The sequence below is a fragment of the Burkholderia sp. AU4i genome, assembly GCF_000466765.1.
Classification (GTDB): domain Bacteria; phylum Pseudomonadota; class Gammaproteobacteria; order Burkholderiales; family Burkholderiaceae; genus Burkholderia; species Burkholderia cepacia.
Genome location: NZ_ASSI01000049.1, coordinates 105,449 through 125,611 on the forward strand (window position 1 = coordinate 105,449; position 20,163 = coordinate 125,611).

Consider the following 20,163-nt stretch of genomic DNA (forward strand, 5'->3'; position numbering starts at 1 on the left):
TTACGCAACTTCGGCGATCAGCTCGATCTCGACGCACGCGCCGAGCGGGATCTGCGCGACGCCGAAGGCCGAGCGTGCGTGCTTGCCCGCGTCGCCGAACACTTCGGCGATCAGTTCCGACGCGCCGTTCGTCACGACGTGCTGTTCGGTGAAGTCGAGCGTCGAGTTGACGAGGCTCATCAGCTTGACGATGCGCGTGACCTTGTTCAGGTCGCCGGTGTGCGCGTGCAGCGTCGCGAGCAGGTCGATCGCGATCGAGCGCGCGGCCGCCTTGCCGTCTTCCGTCTGAAGATCCGCGCCGAGCTTGCCGGCCCAGACCTTGCCGTCCTTCTTCGCGATGTGGCCCGACAGGTAGACCGTATTGCCGCTTTGCGCGCTCATCACGTAGGCGGCGGCCGGTGCGCCGGCGGTCGGGAGCTCGATGCCGAGCGACTTCAGCTTGTCGTAGACGTTAGCCATGGATTCGATTCCTCGTAGAGAGTCGTGACAGGAAAAAGGGGATCAGAGGCGCTCGCGCAGCAGCTTGCCGAGGCGAGCGACGCCTTCCTCGATCTTCTCGGGCGGCACCGTCACGAACGACAGGCGCAGCGTGTTCTGCTGCGCGTTGTCCGCGAAGAACGGCGCGCCCGGCACGAACGCGACGTGGTTGTCGACGGCCGCGGCGAGCAGCTTCATGCTGTCGATCTGCGCGGGCAGGTTCACCCAGATGAACATCCCGCCTTCCGGGCGGTTCCACGTGACGCCTTCCGGCATGTGGCGCTCGAGCGAGCCGAGCATCGCGTCGCACTGCGCGCTGTACAGTTCGCGGATCGTCGGGATGTGCTCGTCGAGGAAACCGTCCTTGATCACTTCGTGCGCGATGCGCTGCGTGAGCGTCGGCGTGTGCAGGTCGGTGGCCTGCTTGGCCTGCACGAGCTTGAAATGGAGTTCCTCGGGCGCAATGATGTAGCCGATCCGCAGGCCCGGCGCGAGCACCTTCGAGAACGTGCCGAGGTGCACGATATGGTCGGGCGCCATCGACAGCATCGTCGGCAGCGGCTCGCCGCGGTAGTTCAGCGCGCCGTACGGATCGTCTTCCAGCACCGGGAACGGGCTCGACTGCGCGAACGCGGCGAGCGCGCGGCGGCGCTCGACGGGCAGGCGGCGGCCGGTCGGGTTCTGGAAGTTCGGCTGCGCGTACAGCAGGCGCGCGCCTTGCGTGAGTTCCGGCGTCAGGCCTTCCGGCAGCAGGCCCTGCTCGTCGGTCGGCACCTGCACGTAGCGCGGCTCGTACAGCGAGAACGACTGCAGTGCGCCGAGGTAGGTCGGGGTTTCGACGAGGATCGGGCTGCCCGGATCGACGAGCGCCTTGCCGAGCAGGTCGAGCGCCTGCTGCGAGCCGGTCGTGATCAGCACCTGCGACACGCGCACGCTGTAGCGCTCGGCGATCCATTCGCGCAGCGGCAGGTAGCCTTCGGTCGCGCTGTACTGGAGCGCGGCGGCCGGCGCGTCGCGCAGCACGCGATCGGCGGCGGCGCGCATGCGTTCGGCCGGGAACGTCGCGGGGGCGGGCAGGCCGCCGGCGAACGAGATGACCTCGGGGCGTTCCGTGACCTTCAGGATTTCGCGGATCGCAGAGCTCGTCAGCTTGCGGGCGCGTTCGGAAAGCTGCCAGTGCGGCGGATGCAGGTCGCTCGGATTCATAGTCTCCTCGTTCGGATATCGTGGTCAGTCAAGAAAGGTCGTTCGGGCAAATCGCTTCGACGCTGCCGGGTGGGCATGCGCGAGCGCGATCGAGCCTTCGCGGCCGGGTGGGCAAAACCGATCAGGCAAAACGTCCATTATGGCGCACCTGTTCAGCCGGCGCGAGCCGGTTGCGCGGCGGTGGCGACCGCCGAGCGGCGCCCGAGCACCACGGTGGCGATCACCGCGGCCGCGAACAGCCACGTGGACGACGTGACCGTTTCGCCGAACAGCAGCGCGGAAAAGGCGATCGTGAAGAAAATCTGCAGCAGTTGCACCTGGCCCACGCGCGCGATGCCGCCCATCGCGAGCCCCGCGTACCACGCGAAAAAGCCGATGAACTGCGAAAAGAGGGTCACGTAGCCGAAGGCGAGCCACGTGCGCAGGGCGAGCGGGCCCGGATGCGCGGCATGCTGCATCCATGCGAGCCAGCCGACCGGCAGCACGAGGAACGGCGCGGACACGACGAGCGCCCAGCAGATCACCTGCCAGCCGCCGATCTGGCGCGCGAGGCGCGCGCCTTCCGCATAGCCGAGCGCGCCGATGCCGACCGCGACGAGCATCAGCGCGTCGCCGGCCTGCACGGTGCCGCCGCCGTCGCGCAGCGCGAACGCGATCACGAGTGCGCTGCCGGCCACCGCGCTGGCCCAGAACGCCTTCGACGGCCGCTCGTGCGACAGCCATGCCGCGTACAGCGCGACGAACAGCGGCTGGAGGCCGTTGACCACCGCGCCGTGCGACGCCGGTACCGATTTCATCGCCCACGCGGAAAACACCGGATACGCGATGATCACGCCCGCCGACGTGATCGCGAGGCTTTTCAGTTGCGCACGGGTCGGCAGCGGCTCGCGGCGCCACCACAACAGCAGGCCGGCCGGTACCGCGGCGGCGAGCGCGCGGCCGAGCCCGTTGAGCAGCGGATGGAGTTCGGAGACGACGATCCGCGTCATCGGCAGCGTCAGGCTGAAGATCATGACGCCGATGAGGCCGAGCAGCATGCCTCGGGTTTCGCGCGAATTCATGGGATGGGTGTCTCCGTGTTGCCGGTATTGGGTAGGGGCGGGGCGGCGGGCGGCTCAGCGCAGCGTGCGCGGGCCCTGCGGCGTGTCGAATTCGGCGACGAGCGCGGGCGGGCCGTCGGCGGCTTCGAGGTCGAGCAGGTGGGCGGCGCCGAGCCAGTCGAGCTGCTCGCGGATCGCGTCCGCGCGCGGGTGGACGCCCTTGAGCGCCTTCAGCGCGACGCCGTCGCCCGGCAGCGATTCGGACGGGTGGCGCGTGCTGTCCCACTGGATCAGCGACGGCACGAGGCCGTCGCCCGCGCCTTGCCACGCGGGGAACGCGCCGTCGTCGGGCACGGTGAGGCCCCAGCTCAGGTCGCCGCGCCGCATCGCGACGACCGGCGCGATGCGTGCCGGGTACTGGCTCTGCCACAGCGCGAGGTGGCGCGGCCGGTCGACGCGCGCGACCCAGTGCGCGAGAAACGGGCCTTGCGCGAGCCGCGCGTGCATGGCCGGCTCGTCGAGCGCGAACAGCCGGGCGCGCGGCGGCTCGGCGCCGTCCGGCGCCGGCGCGTCGGGGTCGATCGCGATCACCTCGAGGTACAGCCCGCCCCACGCGCCGAACAGCGCATTGTGGGTTCGCATCAGCGGGTGGCGGCCGCCGCCGGCCGGTTCGATGCCGAGCGCGTCGGCGACATGGCGTACGCCTTCGTCGAGCGTGCGCGCGGCGATCACGAGATGGTCGAGTGTCAGGGAGCGGGCTGGCATGAACGTCGGTCGGGAAGCGAAAGTGTCATGGTGGGCAGGCGAGGCGCCGGGCGGTGGCCGGCCCGGCCGGCGTACCGGCCGCGATGCGGGCCGGTGGGCGCGGTGCCGGGTGCGGCGGTGCCGGAACGGCGGCCGCATGGTCGCCGATTCGGTCAACTGTAATCGTCGCTACCGGCACAGTAACGGTACAATCGGCGCGATACCCTTCGGTACAGTTGGAGCTGCCGCCCATGTCCACCGTTCCACTCGCCCAGATTCCCGTGCCGCACGATACGGCCACGCTCACGCTCGTCGACCAGCTGGTCCAGTGGGCGCGGCGGCGTATCGACGAACGCGTGTTCCGGCCCGGCATGCGGATGCCGTCGATCCGCAAGCTCGCGCTCGACAAGAGCGTATCGCGCTTCACCGTCGTCGAGGCCTATGAGCGGCTCGTCGCGCAGGGTTATCTCGACTCGCGGCGCGGCTCGGGTTTCTACGTGCGCGAGCGCACGGCCGCCGGCCCGCAGCCGGCCGACAGCGTCGCGCGCGTGGCCGAGGCCGCGCCGGTGCACAACACGATCGACGTCGTCTGGCTGCTGCGCAACATGCTGCACACCGTCAGCCCGGAAAAGGGGCCGGGTCTCGGCTATCTGCCGGGCCGCTGGCTCGACGGCGAACTGATTACCGGCGCGCTGCGCGCGCTCGGGCGCCAGTCCGGCGCGCAGATGCTCGGCTTCGGCACCGCGCAGGGCTTCCTGCCGCTGCGCCAGCAACTGCAGACGCGCCTCGCCGAAGTCGAGATCGGCGCGAAACCCGAGCAGATCGTGCTCGTGTCGGGGATCACGCAGGCGATCGATCTGATTTCGCGGATCTACATGCGGCCCGGCGACGCGGTGATCGTCGGCGATCCGGCCTGGTTCCAGATGTTCGGGCGTTTCGCGGCGCAGGGCGCGCAACTCGTCGGGATGCCTTACACGCCGGACGGCCCCGATCTCGACGCGCTCGAGACGCTGGTGCAGATGTGGCGGCCGAAGATGCTCGTGATCAACTCGGTGCTGCAGAACCCGACCGGCACGTCGCTGTCGGCCGCGCAGGCGTTCCGGATCCTGAAGCTCGCGGAGGCGTACGACTTCCTCGTCGTCGAGGACGACGTGTACGGCGACCTGTGCCCGCCGAGCTATCCGGCCACGCGCCTCGCGAGCCTCGACCAGCTGAAGCGCGTGATCTACCTCGGCAGCTATTCGAAGACGCTCGCGGCGAACCTGCGGGTCGGCTATGTCGCGTGCGCGCCGGAGATCGCGAAGGCGGTCACCGACCAGAAGATGCTGGTCGGGATGACGACGCCCGAGCTCAACGAGCGCGTGCTCTACAAGATCCTGACCGAAGGGCATTACCGGCGCCACGTCGAGCGGCTGCGCGCGCGGCTCGACGGCGTGCGCGACAAGACCGCGCGGATGCTCGAGCGCACCGGGCTCGGCCTCTTCACGATGCCGGCGGCCGGGATGTTCCTGTGGGCCGACACGGGTGTCGACTCCGACGCGCTCGCGGCGGTCGCGCACGAGGCCGGCTTTCTGCTGACGCCGGGCAGCCTGTTCTCGCCGCAGCAATCGCCGTCGACGTGGATGCGCTTCAACGTCGCGAACTGCGGCGATCCGGCGCTGCCGGGGCTGCTGTCTCGCTATATCGATTCGGCCGTACGCCGCGCGTCGTAACCGGGCGCCGCACGCCGGCCCTTGAAATCGGGCGTGCGATCCCCAGATACGCGCGCAAACCGCTTGCGCCAGGCGGTGGCCCTTCCAGGGCCGTCCGGCATCGCGCGCCGGGCTGCGCCACACCATTCAAGTTCAAGTAAGAGGAAACTGCATCCATGGCACATGAAACGATGAGCTTTCAGGCAGAGGTCAAGCAACTTCTCCACCTGATGATCCATTCGCTCTACAGCAACAAGGAAATCTTCCTGCGCGAACTGGTGTCGAACGCGTCCGACGCGGCCGACAAGCTGCGTTTCGAGGCGCTCGCGGACAACGCGCTGTACGAGAACGATCCGAACCTGCGCATCCGCATCGGCTTCGACAAGGCCGCACGCACGATCACGATCGAGGACAACGGCATCGGCATGAGCCGCGACGAGGCGATCGCGAACCTCGGCACGATCGCGCGTTCGGGCACCAAGGAATTCTTCACGAAGCTGTCCGGCGACCAGCAGAAGGACGCGGCGCTGATCGGCCAGTTCGGCGTCGGTTTCTACTCGGGCTTCATCGTCGCGGACAAGATCACCGTCGAGACGCGCCGCGCGGGCGTGCCGGCGAACGAAGCCGTGCGCTGGGAAAGCGCGGGCGAGGGCGACTTCACGATCGACGCGATCGAACGCGCGCAGCGCGGCACGACGATCACGCTGCACCTGCGCGAAGGCGAGGACGAGCTGCTGTCGTCGCACCGCCTGAAGTCGATCATCCAGAAGTATTCCGATCACATCGCCCTGCCGATCCTGATGCAGAAGGAAGAGTGGGATCGGGAAAAGGGCGAGATGGTCCTGAAGGACGAGGACGAGACCGTCAACCAGGCGAGCGCGCTGTGGACGCGTTCGAAGAGCGACGTCACCGACGAGCAGTACACGCAGTTCTACCAGCACATCGCGCACGACCACCAGGATCCGCTCACGTGGACCCACAACCGCGTCGAGGGCCGCAGCGAATACACGCAACTGCTGTTCGTGCCGGCGCACGCGCCGTTCGACCTGTGGAACCGCGACTACCGCGGCGGCCTGAAGCTGTACGTGAAGCGCGTGTTCATCATGGACGACGCCGAGCAGCTGCTGCCGCAATACCTGCGCTTCGTGAAGGGCGTCGTCGATTCGGCCGACCTGCCGCTGAACGTGTCGCGTGAAATCCTGCAGGAAAGCCGCGACGTGAAGGCGATCCGCGAAGGCGTGACCAAGCGCGCGCTGTCGATGCTCGAGGAACTCGCGAACGCGGAAGAGGATGCCGGCAAGGAGAAGTACAAGACGTTCTGGGGCGCGTTCGGCCAGGTGCTGAAGGAAGGCCTCGGCGAGGATCACGCGAACCGCGAGCGCATCGCGAAGCTGCTGCGCTTCGCGTCGACGCACGGCGACACCGACGCGCAGGACGTGTCGCTCGCCGACTACGTGTCGCGCATGAAGCCCGAGCAGAGCAAGATCTACTACGTGACGGCCGATACGTGGCAGGCCGCGAAGAACAGCCCGCACCTCGAAGTGTTCCGCAAGAAGGGTGTCGAGGTGCTGCTGCTGACCGACCGCGTCGACGAATGGATGCTGTCGTTCCTGCATGAATTCGACGGCAAGCCGCTCGCGAGCGTGGCGCGCGGCGACCTCGATCTCGGCGAGCTGAACGACGAAGAGAAGAAGGCGCAGGAAGAAGCGGGCGAGGCGATCAAGCCCGTCGTCGAGAAGATGAAGGAAGCGCTCGGCGACAAGGTGAAGGAAGTGCGCGTCACGTTCCGCCTGACCGATTCGCCGTCGTGCCTCGTCGCCGACGACAACGACATGAGCGGCTACCTGCAGCGGATGCTGAAGGCGGCCGGCCAGAATGCGCCGGCGATGCAGCCGATCCTCGAGATCAACCCGGAGCACGCGCTCGTCAAGCAACTGAAGGCCGACAGCGCCGATTTCGGCGACTGGGCCCATCTGTTGTTCGATCAGGCGCTGCTGGCCGAAGGCGGCATGCTGGACGATCCGGCGAGCTTCGTGAAGCGGACCAACGCGCTGCTGCTGTCGCGCGCCGCGTGAACGCGCGCTTGCGATTCGACGGCGGGCAGGCCGGCTGGCGCGAGACGCCGCGGCCTGGCTGCACGCTCGACCAGCGCGACTGGCTGACGCGCGGCGGATCGCTGACCGCGCACCTCGCGCGGCTCGGCCGCGTGAGCGTGCGCGTGACGCGCGAGGCCGTCGACTGCCCGTGGTTCGACGAGCCGGACGCGCTCGCCAGTTCGCCGCGCGCGCCGATGTGGGTGCGCGAGGTGATCCTGTCGGTCGACGGCACGCCTTTTGTTGCCGCGCACAGCATCGCGCCGCTCGCGGCCAGCAAGGGCGTGTGGCAGGCAATGCGGCGGCTGCGCACGCGGCCGCTGGCCGAGTTGCTGTACAGCGATCCGCAGGTCGAACGTTCTGCGCTCGTCAGCCGGCGCGTGATCGCCGGCCATCCGCTGTATGCGCTCGCGAGCCATGCGCTCGGCGCGGGCGCGCGCGCGCCGCATGCGTTCGCCGCGCGGCGTTCGGTGTTCCAGCGTCACGGCAAGCCGCTGATGGTCACCGAATGCATGCTGCCGGCGCTGTGGCGTCATCTCGATGCGCACGGCGACGGACCCCGGTCCGTCGGGCCGCGTGGAGACGCGTGATGCTGCAGGGGTTTGCGCCGGTCGTCGGGCCGCATACGCACACGATGATCCTCGGCAGCTTTCCGGGCGAGGCGTCGCTCGATGCTGCGCAGTATTACGCGCATCCTCGCAACCAGTTCTGGCGGTTGCTGGGGGCGGTGCTCGGCGAGCCGACGCTTCATGAACTGCCGTACGATGCGCGGCTCGCGTGCGTGCTTTCGCATGGCATCGGCATCTGGGACGTCCTCGATGCGTGCCATCGGAAAGGCAGTCTCGACTCGGCCATCCGGAATGCGAAGCCGAACGACTTCGAATCGTTGCGGGACCATGCGCCGTTGCTGAAGCGCGTGTGCTTCAACGGCAAGACGGCAGGGCGGTTCGCCGACGTGATCGGCCAGGCCGGGTACGAGACGCTCGTGCTGCCTTCGTCGAGCCCGGCGAATGCGATGTTGTCGTTCGAGCAGAAGCTGGAATTCTGGCGCCGAATGATTTCTTGATGGGCACGGCGCTGCCGTCAGGCTGCGAATACGACTTCGATGCGCCCCTCGATTTCAGAATGACGGTCGGGTCCGACGACGATCTGCACGTCGCGCCCGAGCTTCGCCAGACACTCGATCATCTTCGTTTCGCTCACGCCGCGAAACTGTCCGCGCAGCATGTTCGACAGTTTCGGTTGCGTCATGCCGAGCAATCGCGCGGCATGCTGCTGCGTCCATTTGCGCGCCTTGATGATCTCGGCGATCTTGGCGGCGAGTTGCGCCTTCACAAGCATTTCGTCGGCATCGCGCCTACCCAGATCGGCGTAGACGTTACCGCTTTTTCGAGGTGCGCGCGGGAACCTGGTGCGGCAGTTCGGCTGCGGCGTCAGGCGCGGGACAACCTGGGGGGAGCGCCGACGGGCGAAGCCGGTTCGGCATCGGGATGCGTGTCGATGCGGACGCGAGCATGTGTCCTTCCCGCACACGGCCGTTCTTTCGCATTCTCGCGTCGCAGGGAGATTCGGGACAATTCAGCCGATCGACAGAGTGTGGCCGCAGTGTATCGATGGCGGAGCGGAGGGGTGTTTCCTGCCGACGAACCACGACCGCACGGGCTGCGTGTCGAGCCTGACCGTCAATCGTCCTTGCCCCAACGCCACCCGGGCTTCTCGCCCTTGAGCCAGCACACGGCAATCAGCAGCGCGACCAACGCCACGATGCAAATGGCGTAGGCGAACGGCGATCGGTGAGGCGGCGCGAGCCACGCACTCGCGATGATCCCGAGCGCGAACAGCACCAGCACGACCCAGCCCTGCCACGCAACCGGCAATCCCCAGCCCCATCCGTAGCGTTTCGCCGGAAACCAGATCTTCCTGTCGGTTGAGGTCATGTTTCCTCCTTCGCGCGATGAATTCTGTGTATCGCCAACGGGATTCGAAGTCGGGTGCAGCCGGGCGTACCTCGCGGCCGCCATCCCCCACCAATGCTATCCTCTCGTCCGCTAAAACCAGCGTCACCCAGCGAGATTCAATCATGACCCGACTGATCAAGCGCGCGTCCGCCGAGGCGCGCGCGTTCAAGAATCGCAAGCCGTCCGCCTACAACGGCTCCGAAAAACTCCAGCCGCCGCGCGTGAAGCGCCGCCCGGACATCGACGAACACGACGACGTGCCCGTGCTCGAAGCGCCGCGCAAGCCGCGCTTCGCGCCCGTCACGTTCTCGGAAGAGGGCGGCGTGCGCTTCCTGCACTTCGGCACCGAGTGGGTACAGGGCGCGATGCGGATCTCGAAGCCGCTGCACATCGAGCTCGAATACGCGCAGCAGATGATGGCGTGGCTGCTGTTCCTCGAAACGCCCGGGCGGATCGTCCAGCTCGGGCTCGGCACCGGCGCGCTGACCAAGTTCTCGCACCGCTTCCTCCCGCAAGCGAAGGTCGAGGCCGTCGAGCTGAACCCGGCCGTGATCGTCGCCGCGCGCACGATGTTCGCGCTGCCGCCCGACGATGCACGTCTCGCCGTGCATGAAGCCGACGCATGGGACTTCGTCAACGACCCGGCCAACCGCGGCACGACGGGCGCGATCCAGATCGACCTGTACGACGCGACCGCGCGCGGCCCGGTGCTCGACAGCGTGGCGTTCTACCGTGCGGTGCGCGGCTGCCTTGCCGACGCGGGCATCGCGACGATCAACCTGTTCGGCGACCATCCGAGCTTCGTGCGCAACATGAAGCACCTGAACGCGGCGTTCGATCATCGCGTGATCGCGCTGCCGGAAGTGCATGACGGCAACCGGATCGCGATCGCGTTCTCGGGCCCCGCGCTCGACGTGTCGTTCGCGCAGCTCGACGCGCGTGCGAAGCTGATCGAGGACACGCTGAAGCTGCCCGCACGCAAGTGGGTGAAAGCTTTGAAAGAAACGACCGGCGCGCGCGATACCTCGTTCGCGATCTGATGCTTCAGGCACCGGCGGCAGGCCGGTGCAACCATGCGACAAGGGGCGGATCACATCGGGTTCGCCCCCGCTTGACCGCGTGCTCGCGGCTCCTATACTGGCGCGAAGCCAGGGGAGCCGCAGCCTACCCGTTTTGCGCTCCTCTCGGTGCCGTACCCGCTCAACAAGATCGATAACCGGGAAAGAAGAGGAGACGTCATGGCTCACGATGCCGACGCCAACCGGGCCGCCAAGCGCTGGCTCTGGCTGCTGGTACTGCCGCTGATCGCGATGGTCTGGGTACCGTCGTACAGCAAGATCGAACCGCAGATGTTCGGTTTTCCGTTTTTCTACTGGTACCAGCTGCTTTGGGTCTTCATCAGCGCGGTGATCACCGCGTTCGTGTACTTCAAGACCAAGAACGCGTGGAAGGCGAGCGGCCCGCAGGGAGGTGCGCGATGAATCTCGGCGCAACCTTCGTCTTCGTCCTGCTGTTCATCGGCGTCACGATCATCGGTTTCCTGGCCGCGAACTGGCGGCGCGGCGATCTCGCCCATCTCGACGAATGGGGCCTCGGCGGACGCCGCTTCGGCACGATCGTCACGTGGTTCCTGCTCGGCGGCGACCTCTATACGGCATACACCTTCGTCGCGGTGCCCGCGCTCGTGTTCGGCGCCGGCGCGATGGGTTTCTTCGCACTGCCCTATACGATCCTGATCTATCCGTTCGCGTTCGTCGTGTTCCCGAAGCTGTGGAGCATCGCGAAGCGGCACGGCTACGTGACGGCCGCCGACTTCGTCAACGCGCGCTACGGCAGCCGGATGCTCGCGCTCGCGATCGCGGTGACGGGCATCGTCGCGACGATGCCGTACATCGCGCTGCAGCTCGTCGGCATCGAGGTGGTGATCGGCGCGCTCGGCTTCGACACGACCGGCTTCGTCGGCGACCTGCCGCTGATCATCGCGTTCGCGATCCTCGCCGCGTACACGTACACGTCGGGCCTGCGTGCGCCCGCGATGATCGCGATCGTCAAGGACATCCTGATCTACATCACGATCGCCGCGGCGGTCATCGTGATCCCGGCCAAGCTCGGCGGCTTCGGACACATCTTCGCGAGCGTGCCGCCGGCCAAGCTGCTGCTGAAGGCGCCCGACGCGATGAGCCTGAACGGCTACAGTGCGTACGCGACGCTCGCGATCGGCTCGGCGCTCGCGCTGTTCCTGTATCCGCACTCGGTCACGGCGATCCTGTCGTCGTCGTCGGGCAACTCGATCCGCCGCAACATGGCGATGCTGCCCGCGTACTCGTTCGTGCTCGGCCTGCTCGCGCTGCTCGGCTACATGGCGCTCGCCTCCGGCGTGAAGGACATGCCGCAGTACGCGCCGTACTTCAAGGCGTTCGGCCCGAACTTCGCGGTGCCCGCGCTGTTCCTCGAGTACTTCCCGTCGTGGTTCGTCGGCGTCGCGTTCGCGGCGATCGGCATCGGCGCGCTGGTGCCGGCGGCGATCATGTCGATCGCGGCCGCGAACCTGTACACGCGCAACATCCACCGCGAGTTCGTGAACCGCAACATGTCGCACGACCAGGAAACGCACGTCGCGAAGCTCGTGTCGCTGATCGTGAAGGTCGGCGCGGTGGCGTTCATTCTCGGGCTGCCGCTGACCTACGCGATCCAGTTGCAGCTGCTCGGCGGGATCTGGATCATCCAGACGCTGCCCGCGATCGTGCTCGGCCTGTACACGCGCGTGCTCGACCATCGCGGCCTGCTGGCCGGCTGGGCGGCCGGCATCATCTGCGGCACGTGGATGGCGGTCTCGCTGAAGCTGGCGAGTTCGATCTTCACGATCCACCTGTTCGGCCTCGCGATCCCCGGCTACGCGGCCGTGTGGTCGCTGATCGTGAACCTGGTGGTGTCGGTGGTGGTGAGCGTGCTGGTGCGCGTGATGGGCATCGCGCATGCGGAGGATCGCACGCGGCCGGAGGATTATCTCGACGTCGTCGAAGGCTGAGACGGACGACGCGCGGTAACGAAAACGCCCGCCCCCTTGCGGTGGCGGGCGTTTTTTTCATCAGCCCTGCGCGCGTTTCGCGAGCTCCTCGCGCTGCGACAGGTCTTCGACGTTGACCATCCAGTGCACGCCGAAGCGATCCTTGGCCATCCCGAAGCCGAGCGCCCAGAACGTCTTGCCGAACGGCATCGTCACTTCGCCGCCGTCGGCGAGCGCATTGAACAGCTTCTGGCCTTCCTCGACCGTCTCCGGGTTCAGCGACAGCGAATAGCCGGCGTGCGCGGCGCCTGCCGGCTGGCTGCAGTCGCCGTCCGAGCACATGATCATCGAGTCGCCGATCGTGAAGCTCGCATGCATCACCTTGTCGGCCATCTCCGGCGCCATCGGGTAGTCGGGATTCGGCGGCGCGTCCTTGAAGTGCATCTTGAACATCGTCTTCGCACCGAGCGCCTTTTCGTAGAACTGAAGGGCTTCGTCGGCGCGACCGTAGAACGTCAGGTACGGTTGAACTTGCATCGTTGTCTCCTGTGATGGGCCGGCCTGCGCATCTGCGCGGGTTCGGCGTCGTACAAGACTGACCGGGAAAAGGGGGCATCGGGAGGCGGCCGCCGCACCCGTGACGTGGATTGTAGTGCGCGTGCCTGACGATGGAATGAAAAATAAAAACGGCCGCGAACATGACGTTCGCGGCCGTGTGCGTCGTGCCTGCTGACGGCTGTTGTCAGTGTTACTGACCCCCGCTGACGCGTATCGCGGCTCAGCGCAGCGAGTCGATCAGCTTCTCGAGCTTCACCGCATCGGCGGCGAATACGCGGATGCCTTCGGCGAGCTTTTCGGTTGCCATCGCGTCGTCGTTCAGCTGGAAGCGGAACGCTGCCTCGTCGATCGCGACGCGCGCGGCGGGCTTGTCGTGCAGCGCTTCCGGCGACAGCTTGCGCGTGACCGTCTCGTTGCTGTCCTGCAGCTTCTGCAGCAAATCGGGACTGATCGTCAGCAGGTCGCAGCCGGCGAGTTCGGTGATCTGGCTGGTCGTGCGGAAGCTCGCGCCCATCACTTCGGTCTTGTAGCCGAACGTCTTGTAGTACGTGTAGATGCGGCGCACCGACTGCACGCCCGGATCGTTCGCGCCACCGTCCTTCTCTTCATTCCACTCCGCGCCGGCCTGCTTCTTGAACCAGTCGTAGATGCGGCCGACGAACGGCGAGATCAGCTGCGCGCCGGCTTCCGCGCAGGCGGCGGCCTGAACGAGCGAGAAAAGCAGGGTCATGTTGCACTTGATCCCGTCCTTCTGCAGCACTTCGGCCGCGCGGATGCCTTCCCACGTCGACGCGAGCTTGATCAGGATGCGCTCGCGGCCGATGCCGGCTGCTTCGTACAGCTTGATGAGTTCGCGACCCTTGTCGATCGAGCGCTGGGTGTCGAACGACAGGCGCGCGTCGACCTCGGTCGACACGCGGCCCGGGATCAGCTTCAGGATCTCGGTGCCGAATGCGATCAGCAGGCGGTCGATGATGAAGTCGGTGCTTTCGTTGCGATGATCGCGGACGGTTTTCTCGAGGATCGGCTTGTACGCGTCCTTCTGGACGGCCTTCAGGATCAGCGAAGGGTTCGTGGTCGCGTCCTGCGGCTGGTATTGCGCAAGCTGCTGGAAATCGCCCGTGTCGGCGACGACGGTCGTGTACTGCTTCAGCTGGTCGAGTGCGGTAGTCATGGCGATTCGGAAGAAGGGCGCAAGGCGCCGGGTTCTCACGGGCCGCGCGAGCGCGGCGGCGAAGCGAAGCGGCGCCGGGCGCCGCTTCCAAGCCATCATTCTAGGCCCGATTCGCGTCGAGCACGTTTTGGCATGTCCGGCGAGCGCCGTGCCGCATTACGCGGGGCGGCGCGCGTTCAGGATCACCTGCGTGACGATGCCCGCGACGAGCCCCCAGAAGGCCGAGCCGATCGACAGCAGCGTGAGGCCCGACGCGGTGACCATGAACGTGACGAGCGCGGCTTCGCGCTGCTTCACGTCCTGCATCGCGTTCGCGAGGCCGCTCATGATCGAGCCGAACAACGCGAGCGCGGCGACCGACACGACGAGCGCCTTCGGCAGCGCCGCGAACAGCGCGGCGATCGTCGCGCCGAAGACCCCGGCGACCAGGTAGAACAGGCCGCACCACACGGCGGCCGTGTAACGCTTCGCGTGATCCTCGTGCGCTTCCGGGCCCGTGCAGATCGCGGCCGTGATCGCCGCGAGGTTCACGCCGTGCGAGCCGAACGGCGCGAGCAGCAGCGATGCGAGGCCGGTGGTCGCGATCAGCGGCGACGACGGGGTCCGATAACCGTCCGCGCGCAGCACCGCGATGCCCGGCACGTTCTGCGACGCCATCGCGACGACGAACAGCGGAATGCCGATGCTGACGATCGACGCGATCGAGAACGCCGGCATCGTGAACACGGGTTTCGCGAACGCGATGTGAAAGCCGCTGAAGTCGAGCAGGCCGAGGCCGCCGGCCACCGCCGTGCCGACGATCAGCGTCGTCACGATCGCATAGCGCGGCGCGAGCCGCTTGACGATCAGGTACGTGAAGAACATCGCGAGCACGAGCGCGGTCTGGAACTGCGCGGCGCGGAAGATCTCGATGCCGATCTCGAACAGGATGCCCGCGAGCAGGGCGGCGGCGATGCCGGCCGGAATCTTGCGCATCAGCGTGTCGAACAGCCCGCTCACGCCGACGGCCGTCAGCAGCACCGCGCAGACGACGAACGCGCCGATCGCCTCGGGGTAGGGCACGCCGGGCAGCGACGCGATCAGCAGCGCGGCGCCGGGCGTCGACCACGCGACGACGACGGGCGCGCGAAAACGCAGCGACAGGCCGATCGTCGTCAGCGCCATGCCGATCGACAGCGCCCAGATCCACGACGAGATCTGCGCATCGGTGAGGTGGGCGGCGCGGCCGGCCTGGAACATCAGCACGAGCGAGCTCGTGTAGCCGGTCATCATCGCGACGAAGCCGGCGACGAGCGCGGACACGGATGTATCGGCGAAAAAGCGGCGGCCGCCGGCGCGGCTGGCGCTCGCGGTGGACGAGGGGTTCATGCTCTCTCCGGGGGGAGGCCGCCCGGAGGCGACCTTCGTGTCTTGATGGGTGTCGTTACTTGCTGAGTGCGCGCATCGCGGTTTCGAGGCCCGCGAGCGTGAGCGGATACATGCGATGGCCGAGCAGGTCGCGGATCACCGCGACCGATTGCCGGTATTCCCATAGCCGCTCGGGCTCCGGGTTCAGCCATGCATGATGGGGGAACTGGTCGGCGAGGCGGCGCAGCCACACGGCGCCGGCTTCCGGGTTGTTGTATTCGACCGAACCGCCGGGCTGCAGCACTTCATACGGGCTCATCGTCGCGTCGCCGACGAAGATCAGCTTGTAGTCGGGCGTGAACTTGTGCAGCACGTCCCACGTCGCGGTGCGTTCCGAGTGGCGGCGGCGGTTGTTCTTCCACAGGTGGTCGTACACGCAGTTGTGGAAGTAGAAGAACTCCAGGTGCTTGAATTCGGCCTTCGCGGCCGAGAACAGCTCCTCGGTGCGCTTGATGTGATCGTCCATCGAGCCGCCGACGTCGAGCAGCATCAGCACCTTCACGTTGTTGTGGCGCTCGGGCACCATCCGCAGGTCGAGCCAGCCGGCGTTCGCGGCGGTGCTGCGGATCGTGCCGGGCAGGTCGAGCTCCTCGGCGGCACCTTCGCGCGCGAAGCGGCGCAGCCGCCGCAGCGCGACCTTGATGTTGCGCGTGCCCATCTCGACGGAATCGTCGTAGTCGCGGTACGCGCGCGCCTCCCACACCTTCACCGCGGTGCGGTTGCCGTTCGACGGGCCGCCGATGCGCACGCCTTCCGGATTGTAGCCGCCGTGCCCGAACGGCGACGTGCCGCCGGTGCCGATCCACTTGTTGCCGCCTTCGTGGCGCTCCTTCTGCTCGTCGAGCAGCGCCTTCAGGCGCTCCATCAGCTTGTCGAGCCCGCCCATCGCCTCGATCTGCGCCTTCTCCTCCGGCGACAGCTCGCGCTCGAGGCGCTTTTCGAGCCAGTCGAGCGGAATGTCGAATGCATCCGACGGCAGCGCGGACACGCCGTGGAAATACGCGCCGAACGCCTGGTCGAACTTGTCGAAGTACTGCTCGTCCTTGACGAGCGTCATGCGCGCGAGGAAGTAGAACGCGTCGATCGACGGCGAGATCAGCCCGGCCTTCAGCGCTTCGAGCAGCGTCAGGTATTCCTTCACCGAGACGGGCAGCTTGGCTGCGCGCAGCGCGTAGAAGAAATTGAGCAGCATGGCCGGGCCTTCGCGGGTGAGGGGGATTACCGGTTGTGCCGGTTCATGTAGACGAGCCGCTCGAGCAGGCTCAGGTCCTGCTCGTTCTTCAGCAGCGCGCCCGCGAGCGGCGGCACGATCTGCTTCGCGTCCGCGCCGCGCAGCGCGTCGGCCGGGATGTTCTCGGCGAGCAGCAGTTTCAGCCAGTCGAGCAGCTCGGACGTCGACGGCTTCTTCTTCAGGCCCGACACGCCGCGCAATTCGAAGAAACTCTCGAGCGCCGCGCGCAGCAGCTCCTCGCGGATGTCCGGGAAATGGACCGCGACGATCTTCTGCATCGTCGACGGGTCGGGGAACTGGATGTAGTGGAAGAAGCAGCGGCGCAGGAACGCGTCGGGCAGCTCCTTCTCGTTGTTCGACGTGATGATGACGAGCGGGCGGTGCTTTGCGCGGACCGTCTCGCGCGTCTCGTACACGTGGAATTCCATCCGGTCGAGCTCGCGCAGCAGGTCGTTCGGGAATTCGATGTCGGCCTTGTCGATCTCGTCGATCAGCAGCACGCTCGGGTGCTCGGCATCGAACGCCTGCCACAGCACGCCCTTGACGATGTAGTTCGAGATGTCCTTCACGCGCTCGTCGCCGAGCTGCGAATCGCGCAGCCGCGACACGGCGTCGTATTCGTACAGGCCCTGCTGCGCCTTGGTGGTCGACTTGATGTGCCACTGCAGCAGCGGCATGTCGAGCGCGGCGGCCACTTCCTCGGCGAGCATGGTCTTGCCGGTGCCGGGCTCGCCCTTGATCAGCAGCGGGCGTTGCAGCGTCAGCGCGGCATTGACAGCGAGCTTCAGATCGTCGGTGGCGACGTAGTGCGAGGACCCTTCGAAACGCATGGCGGCGCTCTTCTCAATCGGGGAAAAAAACCCAGTATAAGTCAGAAGGGCTGTCCGGTTGGGCCGCGCCCGCGTATCGTTGCGGGACTGTGGCGGGGCGCCTTGTGGACGCGTTCCCCGCCGACGCGGTACAATCTGGCCGTTTTTTTTGGCCTGCGTGGCGACCGACAAGCAAAACGGCGCGGGCCGTTGCCGCTTCGGCGCCAGTTTCCCCTCAAGCTAGGTTACAAGAGCTATGAACAAATTCGTCGGCAAACACGTCGTTGTCGCAGCGCTCGTGGCGCTCGCGGGCAGCGCGCAGGCGGCCGGTGTGGTCGGCAACCCGAAGGACGGGGCGAGCAAGGTCGCCATGTGCATCGGTTGCCACGGCATCCAGGACTACCGCGCGGCGTACCCGGAGGTCTACCGGGTGCCTGTCCTCGGCGGCCAGAACCAGCAATATCTCGAGAACGCGCTGAAGGCCTACCGCAAGAAGGATCGTCACTTCCCGTCGATGAATGCGATCGCCGGTTCGCTGACGGACCAGGACATCGCGGATCTGTCGGCGTACTACGCCGCCCAGAAGGCCGACTCGAAGGACAACCCCTACAAGTAAGCGCGCGCCGCCGATCGCTCGGCGGGACAGGAGCATTCATGAACAACGCATTCAAGACGGCGGCGGTTGCACTGGCGGCCGGCCTCGCGATCGGTACCGCGCACGCGGCGGACATCACGAAGGGCAAGGAACTGGTCGAATCGCACAACTGCGCGGCCTGCCACGGCGCGCAGATGAACAAGCCGATCAACGCCGAATACCCGCGCCTCGCCGGCCAGCATGCCGACTACCTCGTGTGGGCGATGCGCCAGTACCAGATGGGGCTGACGAACCCGCTGATCGGCCGCAACAACGCGATCATGCAGGCACAGGTGCAGAGCCTGTCGGTCAGCGACATGAAGGACATCGCGGCCTACATCGAGTCGCTGAAAGAGACCGATCTCGTGTTCAAGAAGTAAGCGCGACGGGCCCCGCGGGCCCGCGCAGCAAGGGTACCCCGCCCCGGCGGGGTATTTTTTTGTCCGTGCGCCGGCGCCTGCAGGCCGCCGCGGCGGCGCTCAGTCGCGCGATGCGCGGCGCAGGATGCGCTGCAGGTACGCGTCGGTATCGGGTGGCGTGCTCGTGCGCTGGGCTTCCCAGATCGTCTCGCCGAGGCATTCCATGATCACGTGCTGCGCGTCGTGGGTCGAGTCGAGCTTCGCCGCGAGCTTGTCGTGCGCGGCGCGGATGCCGGGCGGCTGGTCGATCGACAGCTGCTCGCTGATCGCGAGATGCATCGACAGGTGCAGGAACGGGTTCGTGCGGCCTTCCTCGGGCGTGTACTCGCGCGCGGAGGCGCCATCGGCGTCGGCGAGTTCGTCGTGGTATTCGGGATGCTCGACGATCCAGTCGGCTGCCATCGCTTCCAGCGGCGTCAGGATCTCGCCGGCGCGCTGCTTGCGCCAGGTCTCAGTGAAAAAGCGACGCACTTCGTCGCGGCTTGGATTGAACATGGTGGGGAAACGTCGTGATTCGGACGGCTGGATGCCGCGTCGCGCATTGTACGCCGGGTCGGCGGGCGGCGCTGGCGGTGGGTTGGCGCAATCGCGTGGCCGCAGCGGCGGTGGCCCGCGGGCCTTGCGGATGCGCGGCTCGGGCCGGTGAGGTGCGCCGCCGGTGCGGGGTAACGGGTAAGCGTGGGGTGAGTGCGGGGTAAGCGCGGGCTAGGCTCGTGGCCGCCGCGCCGCTACACTCCAACGTTTCCCGTCACCGCACCGTTCTCATCCGTTCCGTCATGACCGCCACCGCCCGCCCATCGTCCGCAGCCCTGCAGGGCACGCTCTACGTCGCGTTGTCCGCCGCCGCGTTCGGCGCGATGGCGATCTTCGGCCGCTACGCGTATGCGGCCGGTGTCGACGTGCTCGGGCTGCTGATCGTGCGTTTCGCGATCGGCGGTGCGGTGCTCGCCGCGATCGCACGGCATCGCCGCGTCACGTGGCCGCGCGGGCGCGCGCTCGCGCCGCTCGTGGCGATGGGCGCGCTCGGCTACGTCGGGCAGTCGTTCTGCTACTTCAGCGCGCTGCAACACGCGCAGGCGAGCCTTGTCGCGCTGCTGCTGTACCTGTATCCGGCCTTCGTCACGCTGCTGGCCGCGTGGTGGCTCGGCGAGCACCTCACGCGCGCGAAGGCCGTCGCACTGGTGCTGTGCGTCGCGGGTTCGGCGCTGATGGTCGGCGGCGGGCATGGCGAGCCGCTCGGGATCGCGCTCGCGCTGGCTGCCGCGGTGATCTATTCGCTGTACATCGTCGGCGGCACGAAGGCGACGCGCGGCGTCGATCCGCTCGCCACCACCGCGATCATCTGCCTGTCGGCGACCGCGATGCTCGTGGCGATCGCCGTCGTGCGGACCGCGGCGTTCGGCGCGCCGCCGCGCTGGCCCGCGACGGCCGGCGGCTGGGCGTCGATGCTTGCGATCGCGCTCGTGTCGACGGTCGCGGCGATGATCGCGTTCTTTGCCGGGCTCGAACGGCTTGGGGCCGCGCGCACGTCGATGCTGTCGACGCTCGAACCGGTCGTGACGGTCGCGCTGGCGGCGCTGCTGTTCGGCGAGGCGCTGTCGCCGCTGCAGTGGGCGGGCGGCGTCGCGATCCTGGCCGCCGTGCTGGCGCTGGTGCGCCCGGGCGGCGCGGCGGCCGACGACGCGACCGCGACCTCCAACGCCTAGTCGGGAGGG

The 20,163-nt window shown here is 67.4% G+C and carries 22 protein-coding genes; 10 read left to right on the top strand and 12 right to left on the bottom strand.

All coding sequences use genetic code 11. The annotated features are described in order from the left end of the window. From L810_RS11510 to L810_RS11525, 4 genes are all read right to left on the bottom strand, one after another. Nucleotides 1-459 (bottom strand): RidA family protein, encoded by a 459-nt coding sequence (locus tag L810_RS11510; RefSeq protein ID WP_006478174.1) that lies wholly within the window; start codon nucleotides 457-459, stop codon nucleotides 1-3. Nucleotides 460-501: 42 nt separating this feature from the next. Continuing rightward, a complete protein-coding gene (locus L810_RS11515; RefSeq protein WP_021158541.1) occupies nucleotides 502-1,683 on the bottom strand; it encodes an aminotransferase-like domain-containing protein in 1,182 nt (393 codons plus the stop codon). Between the two features lie 152 nt (nucleotides 1,684-1,835). Then, a complete protein-coding gene (locus L810_RS11520; protein ID WP_021158543.1) occupies nucleotides 1,836-2,744 on the bottom strand; it encodes a DMT family transporter in 909 nt (302 codons plus the stop codon). 54 nt (nucleotides 2,745-2,798) lie between these two features. After that, nucleotides 2,799-3,488 (bottom strand): VOC family protein, encoded by a 690-nt coding sequence (locus tag L810_RS11525; RefSeq protein ID WP_042974096.1) that lies wholly within the window; start codon nucleotides 3,486-3,488, stop codon nucleotides 2,799-2,801. Between the two features lie 230 nt (nucleotides 3,489-3,718). Between L810_RS11525 and L810_RS11530 the strand changes: the two genes are divergently transcribed. The 4 genes from L810_RS11530 to L810_RS11545 all read left to right on the top strand — a co-directional run bounded on the left by L810_RS11530 (nucleotide 3,719) and on the right by L810_RS11545 (nucleotide 8,317). Next, nucleotides 3,719-5,179, top strand: a complete 1,461-nt coding sequence (locus tag L810_RS11530; protein WP_021158544.1) for an aminotransferase-like domain-containing protein — start codon at nucleotides 3,719-3,721, stop codon at nucleotides 5,177-5,179. A 155-nt stretch (nucleotides 5,180-5,334) separates the two neighbouring features. Continuing rightward, on the top strand, nucleotides 5,335-7,233 hold the full coding sequence (gene htpG / locus L810_RS11535; protein WP_021158546.1) for a molecular chaperone HtpG: 1,899 nt from the start codon (nucleotides 5,335-5,337) through the stop codon (nucleotides 7,231-7,233). An 8-nt stretch (nucleotides 7,234-7,241) separates the two neighbouring features. Beyond that, the gene (locus tag L810_RS11540) at nucleotides 7,242-7,841 is read left to right on the top strand and encodes a chorismate--pyruvate lyase family protein (protein WP_042974122.1); all 600 of its coding nucleotides are present in this window, start codon (nucleotides 7,242-7,244) and stop codon (nucleotides 7,839-7,841) included. Beyond that, a complete protein-coding gene (locus L810_RS11545; protein WP_021158548.1) occupies nucleotides 7,841-8,317 on the top strand; it encodes a DNA-deoxyinosine glycosylase in 477 nt (158 codons plus the stop codon). Before L810_RS11540 ends, L810_RS11545 begins: the two co-directional genes overlap by 1 nt. Before the next feature lie 17 nt (nucleotides 8,318-8,334). Here the strand turns inward: L810_RS11545 and L810_RS11550 are convergent, their stop codons facing one another. Further along, complete coding sequence (locus tag L810_RS11550) at nucleotides 8,335-8,688, bottom strand: helix-turn-helix domain-containing protein (protein WP_051392225.1); 354 nt, start codon at nucleotides 8,686-8,688, stop codon at nucleotides 8,335-8,337. 245 nt (nucleotides 8,689-8,933) lie between these two features. Next, complete coding sequence (locus L810_RS11555; RefSeq protein ID WP_021158550.1) at nucleotides 8,934-9,188, bottom strand: hypothetical protein; 255 nt, start codon at nucleotides 9,186-9,188, stop codon at nucleotides 8,934-8,936. Between the two features lie 143 nt (nucleotides 9,189-9,331). Between L810_RS11555 and L810_RS11560 the strand changes: the two genes are divergently transcribed. The 3 genes from L810_RS11560 to mctP all read left to right on the top strand — a co-directional run bounded on the left by L810_RS11560 (nucleotide 9,332) and on the right by mctP (nucleotide 12,237). Then, nucleotides 9,332-10,249 carry a spermidine synthase-like protein gene (locus tag L810_RS11560; RefSeq protein WP_021158551.1) on the top strand — a complete coding sequence of 306 codons (918 nt, stop codon included), beginning with the start codon at nucleotides 9,332-9,334 and terminating at the stop codon, nucleotides 10,247-10,249. Between the two features lie 198 nt (nucleotides 10,250-10,447). Continuing rightward, complete coding sequence (locus tag L810_RS11565; RefSeq protein ID WP_021158552.1) at nucleotides 10,448-10,690, top strand: DUF3311 domain-containing protein; 243 nt, start codon at nucleotides 10,448-10,450, stop codon at nucleotides 10,688-10,690. Beyond that, entirely contained in the window at nucleotides 10,687-12,237 is a 1,551-nt protein-coding gene (gene mctP / locus L810_RS11570; RefSeq protein WP_021158553.1) for a monocarboxylate uptake permease MctP, read from the top strand. The genes L810_RS11565 and mctP overlap by 4 nt, the downstream gene beginning before the upstream one ends. Nucleotides 12,238-12,297: 60 nt before the next feature. Here mctP and L810_RS11575 read toward each other — a convergent pair whose 3' ends face one another. The 5 genes from L810_RS11575 to L810_RS11595 all read right to left on the bottom strand — a co-directional run bounded on the left by L810_RS11575 (nucleotide 12,298) and on the right by L810_RS11595 (nucleotide 17,416). Further along, a complete protein-coding gene (locus L810_RS11575; protein ID WP_021158554.1) occupies nucleotides 12,298-12,753 on the bottom strand; it encodes a VOC family protein in 456 nt (151 codons plus the stop codon). Nucleotides 12,754-12,994: 241 nt separating this feature from the next. Next, nucleotides 12,995-13,948: a transaldolase gene (tal, locus tag L810_RS11580; protein WP_027786801.1), complete on the bottom strand. Its 954-nt coding sequence runs from the start codon at nucleotides 13,946-13,948 to the stop codon at nucleotides 12,995-12,997. Between the two features lie 156 nt (nucleotides 13,949-14,104). Next, nucleotides 14,105-15,316: a benzoate/H(+) symporter BenE family transporter gene (locus tag L810_RS11585; RefSeq protein WP_042974099.1), complete on the bottom strand. Its 1,212-nt coding sequence runs from the start codon at nucleotides 15,314-15,316 to the stop codon at nucleotides 14,105-14,107. Between the two features lie 55 nt (nucleotides 15,317-15,371). Beyond that, nucleotides 15,372-16,547 (bottom strand): vWA domain-containing protein, encoded by a 1,176-nt coding sequence (locus tag L810_RS11590; RefSeq protein ID WP_042974100.1) that lies wholly within the window; start codon nucleotides 16,545-16,547, stop codon nucleotides 15,372-15,374. Between the two features lie 26 nt (nucleotides 16,548-16,573). Then, complete coding sequence (locus L810_RS11595) at nucleotides 16,574-17,416, bottom strand: AAA family ATPase (RefSeq protein WP_021158556.1); 843 nt, start codon at nucleotides 17,414-17,416, stop codon at nucleotides 16,574-16,576. Nucleotides 17,417-17,651: 235 nt separating this feature from the next. On the opposite strand from L810_RS11595, the gene L810_RS11600 reads away from it, so the two are divergent. Next, nucleotides 17,652-18,011, top strand: coding sequence for a c-type cytochrome (locus L810_RS11600; RefSeq protein ID WP_021158557.1), 360 nt, complete (start codon nucleotides 17,652-17,654; stop codon nucleotides 18,009-18,011). A gap of 38 nt (nucleotides 18,012-18,049) precedes the next feature. Beyond that, nucleotides 18,050-18,409 carry a c-type cytochrome gene (locus L810_RS11605; protein WP_021158558.1) on the top strand — a complete coding sequence of 120 codons (360 nt, stop codon included), beginning with the start codon at nucleotides 18,050-18,052 and terminating at the stop codon, nucleotides 18,407-18,409. Between the two features lie 99 nt (nucleotides 18,410-18,508). Here L810_RS11605 and L810_RS11610 read toward each other — a convergent pair whose 3' ends face one another. Beyond that, entirely contained in the window at nucleotides 18,509-18,943 is a 435-nt protein-coding gene (locus tag L810_RS11610; RefSeq protein WP_021158559.1) for a DUF1841 family protein, read from the bottom strand. 281 nt (nucleotides 18,944-19,224) lie between these two features. Between L810_RS11610 and L810_RS11615 the strand changes: the two genes are divergently transcribed. Beyond that, nucleotides 19,225-20,154: a DMT family transporter gene (locus tag L810_RS11615; RefSeq protein WP_021158560.1), complete on the top strand. Its 930-nt coding sequence runs from the start codon at nucleotides 19,225-19,227 to the stop codon at nucleotides 20,152-20,154. Nucleotides 20,155-20,163: the final 9 nt, after the last annotated feature.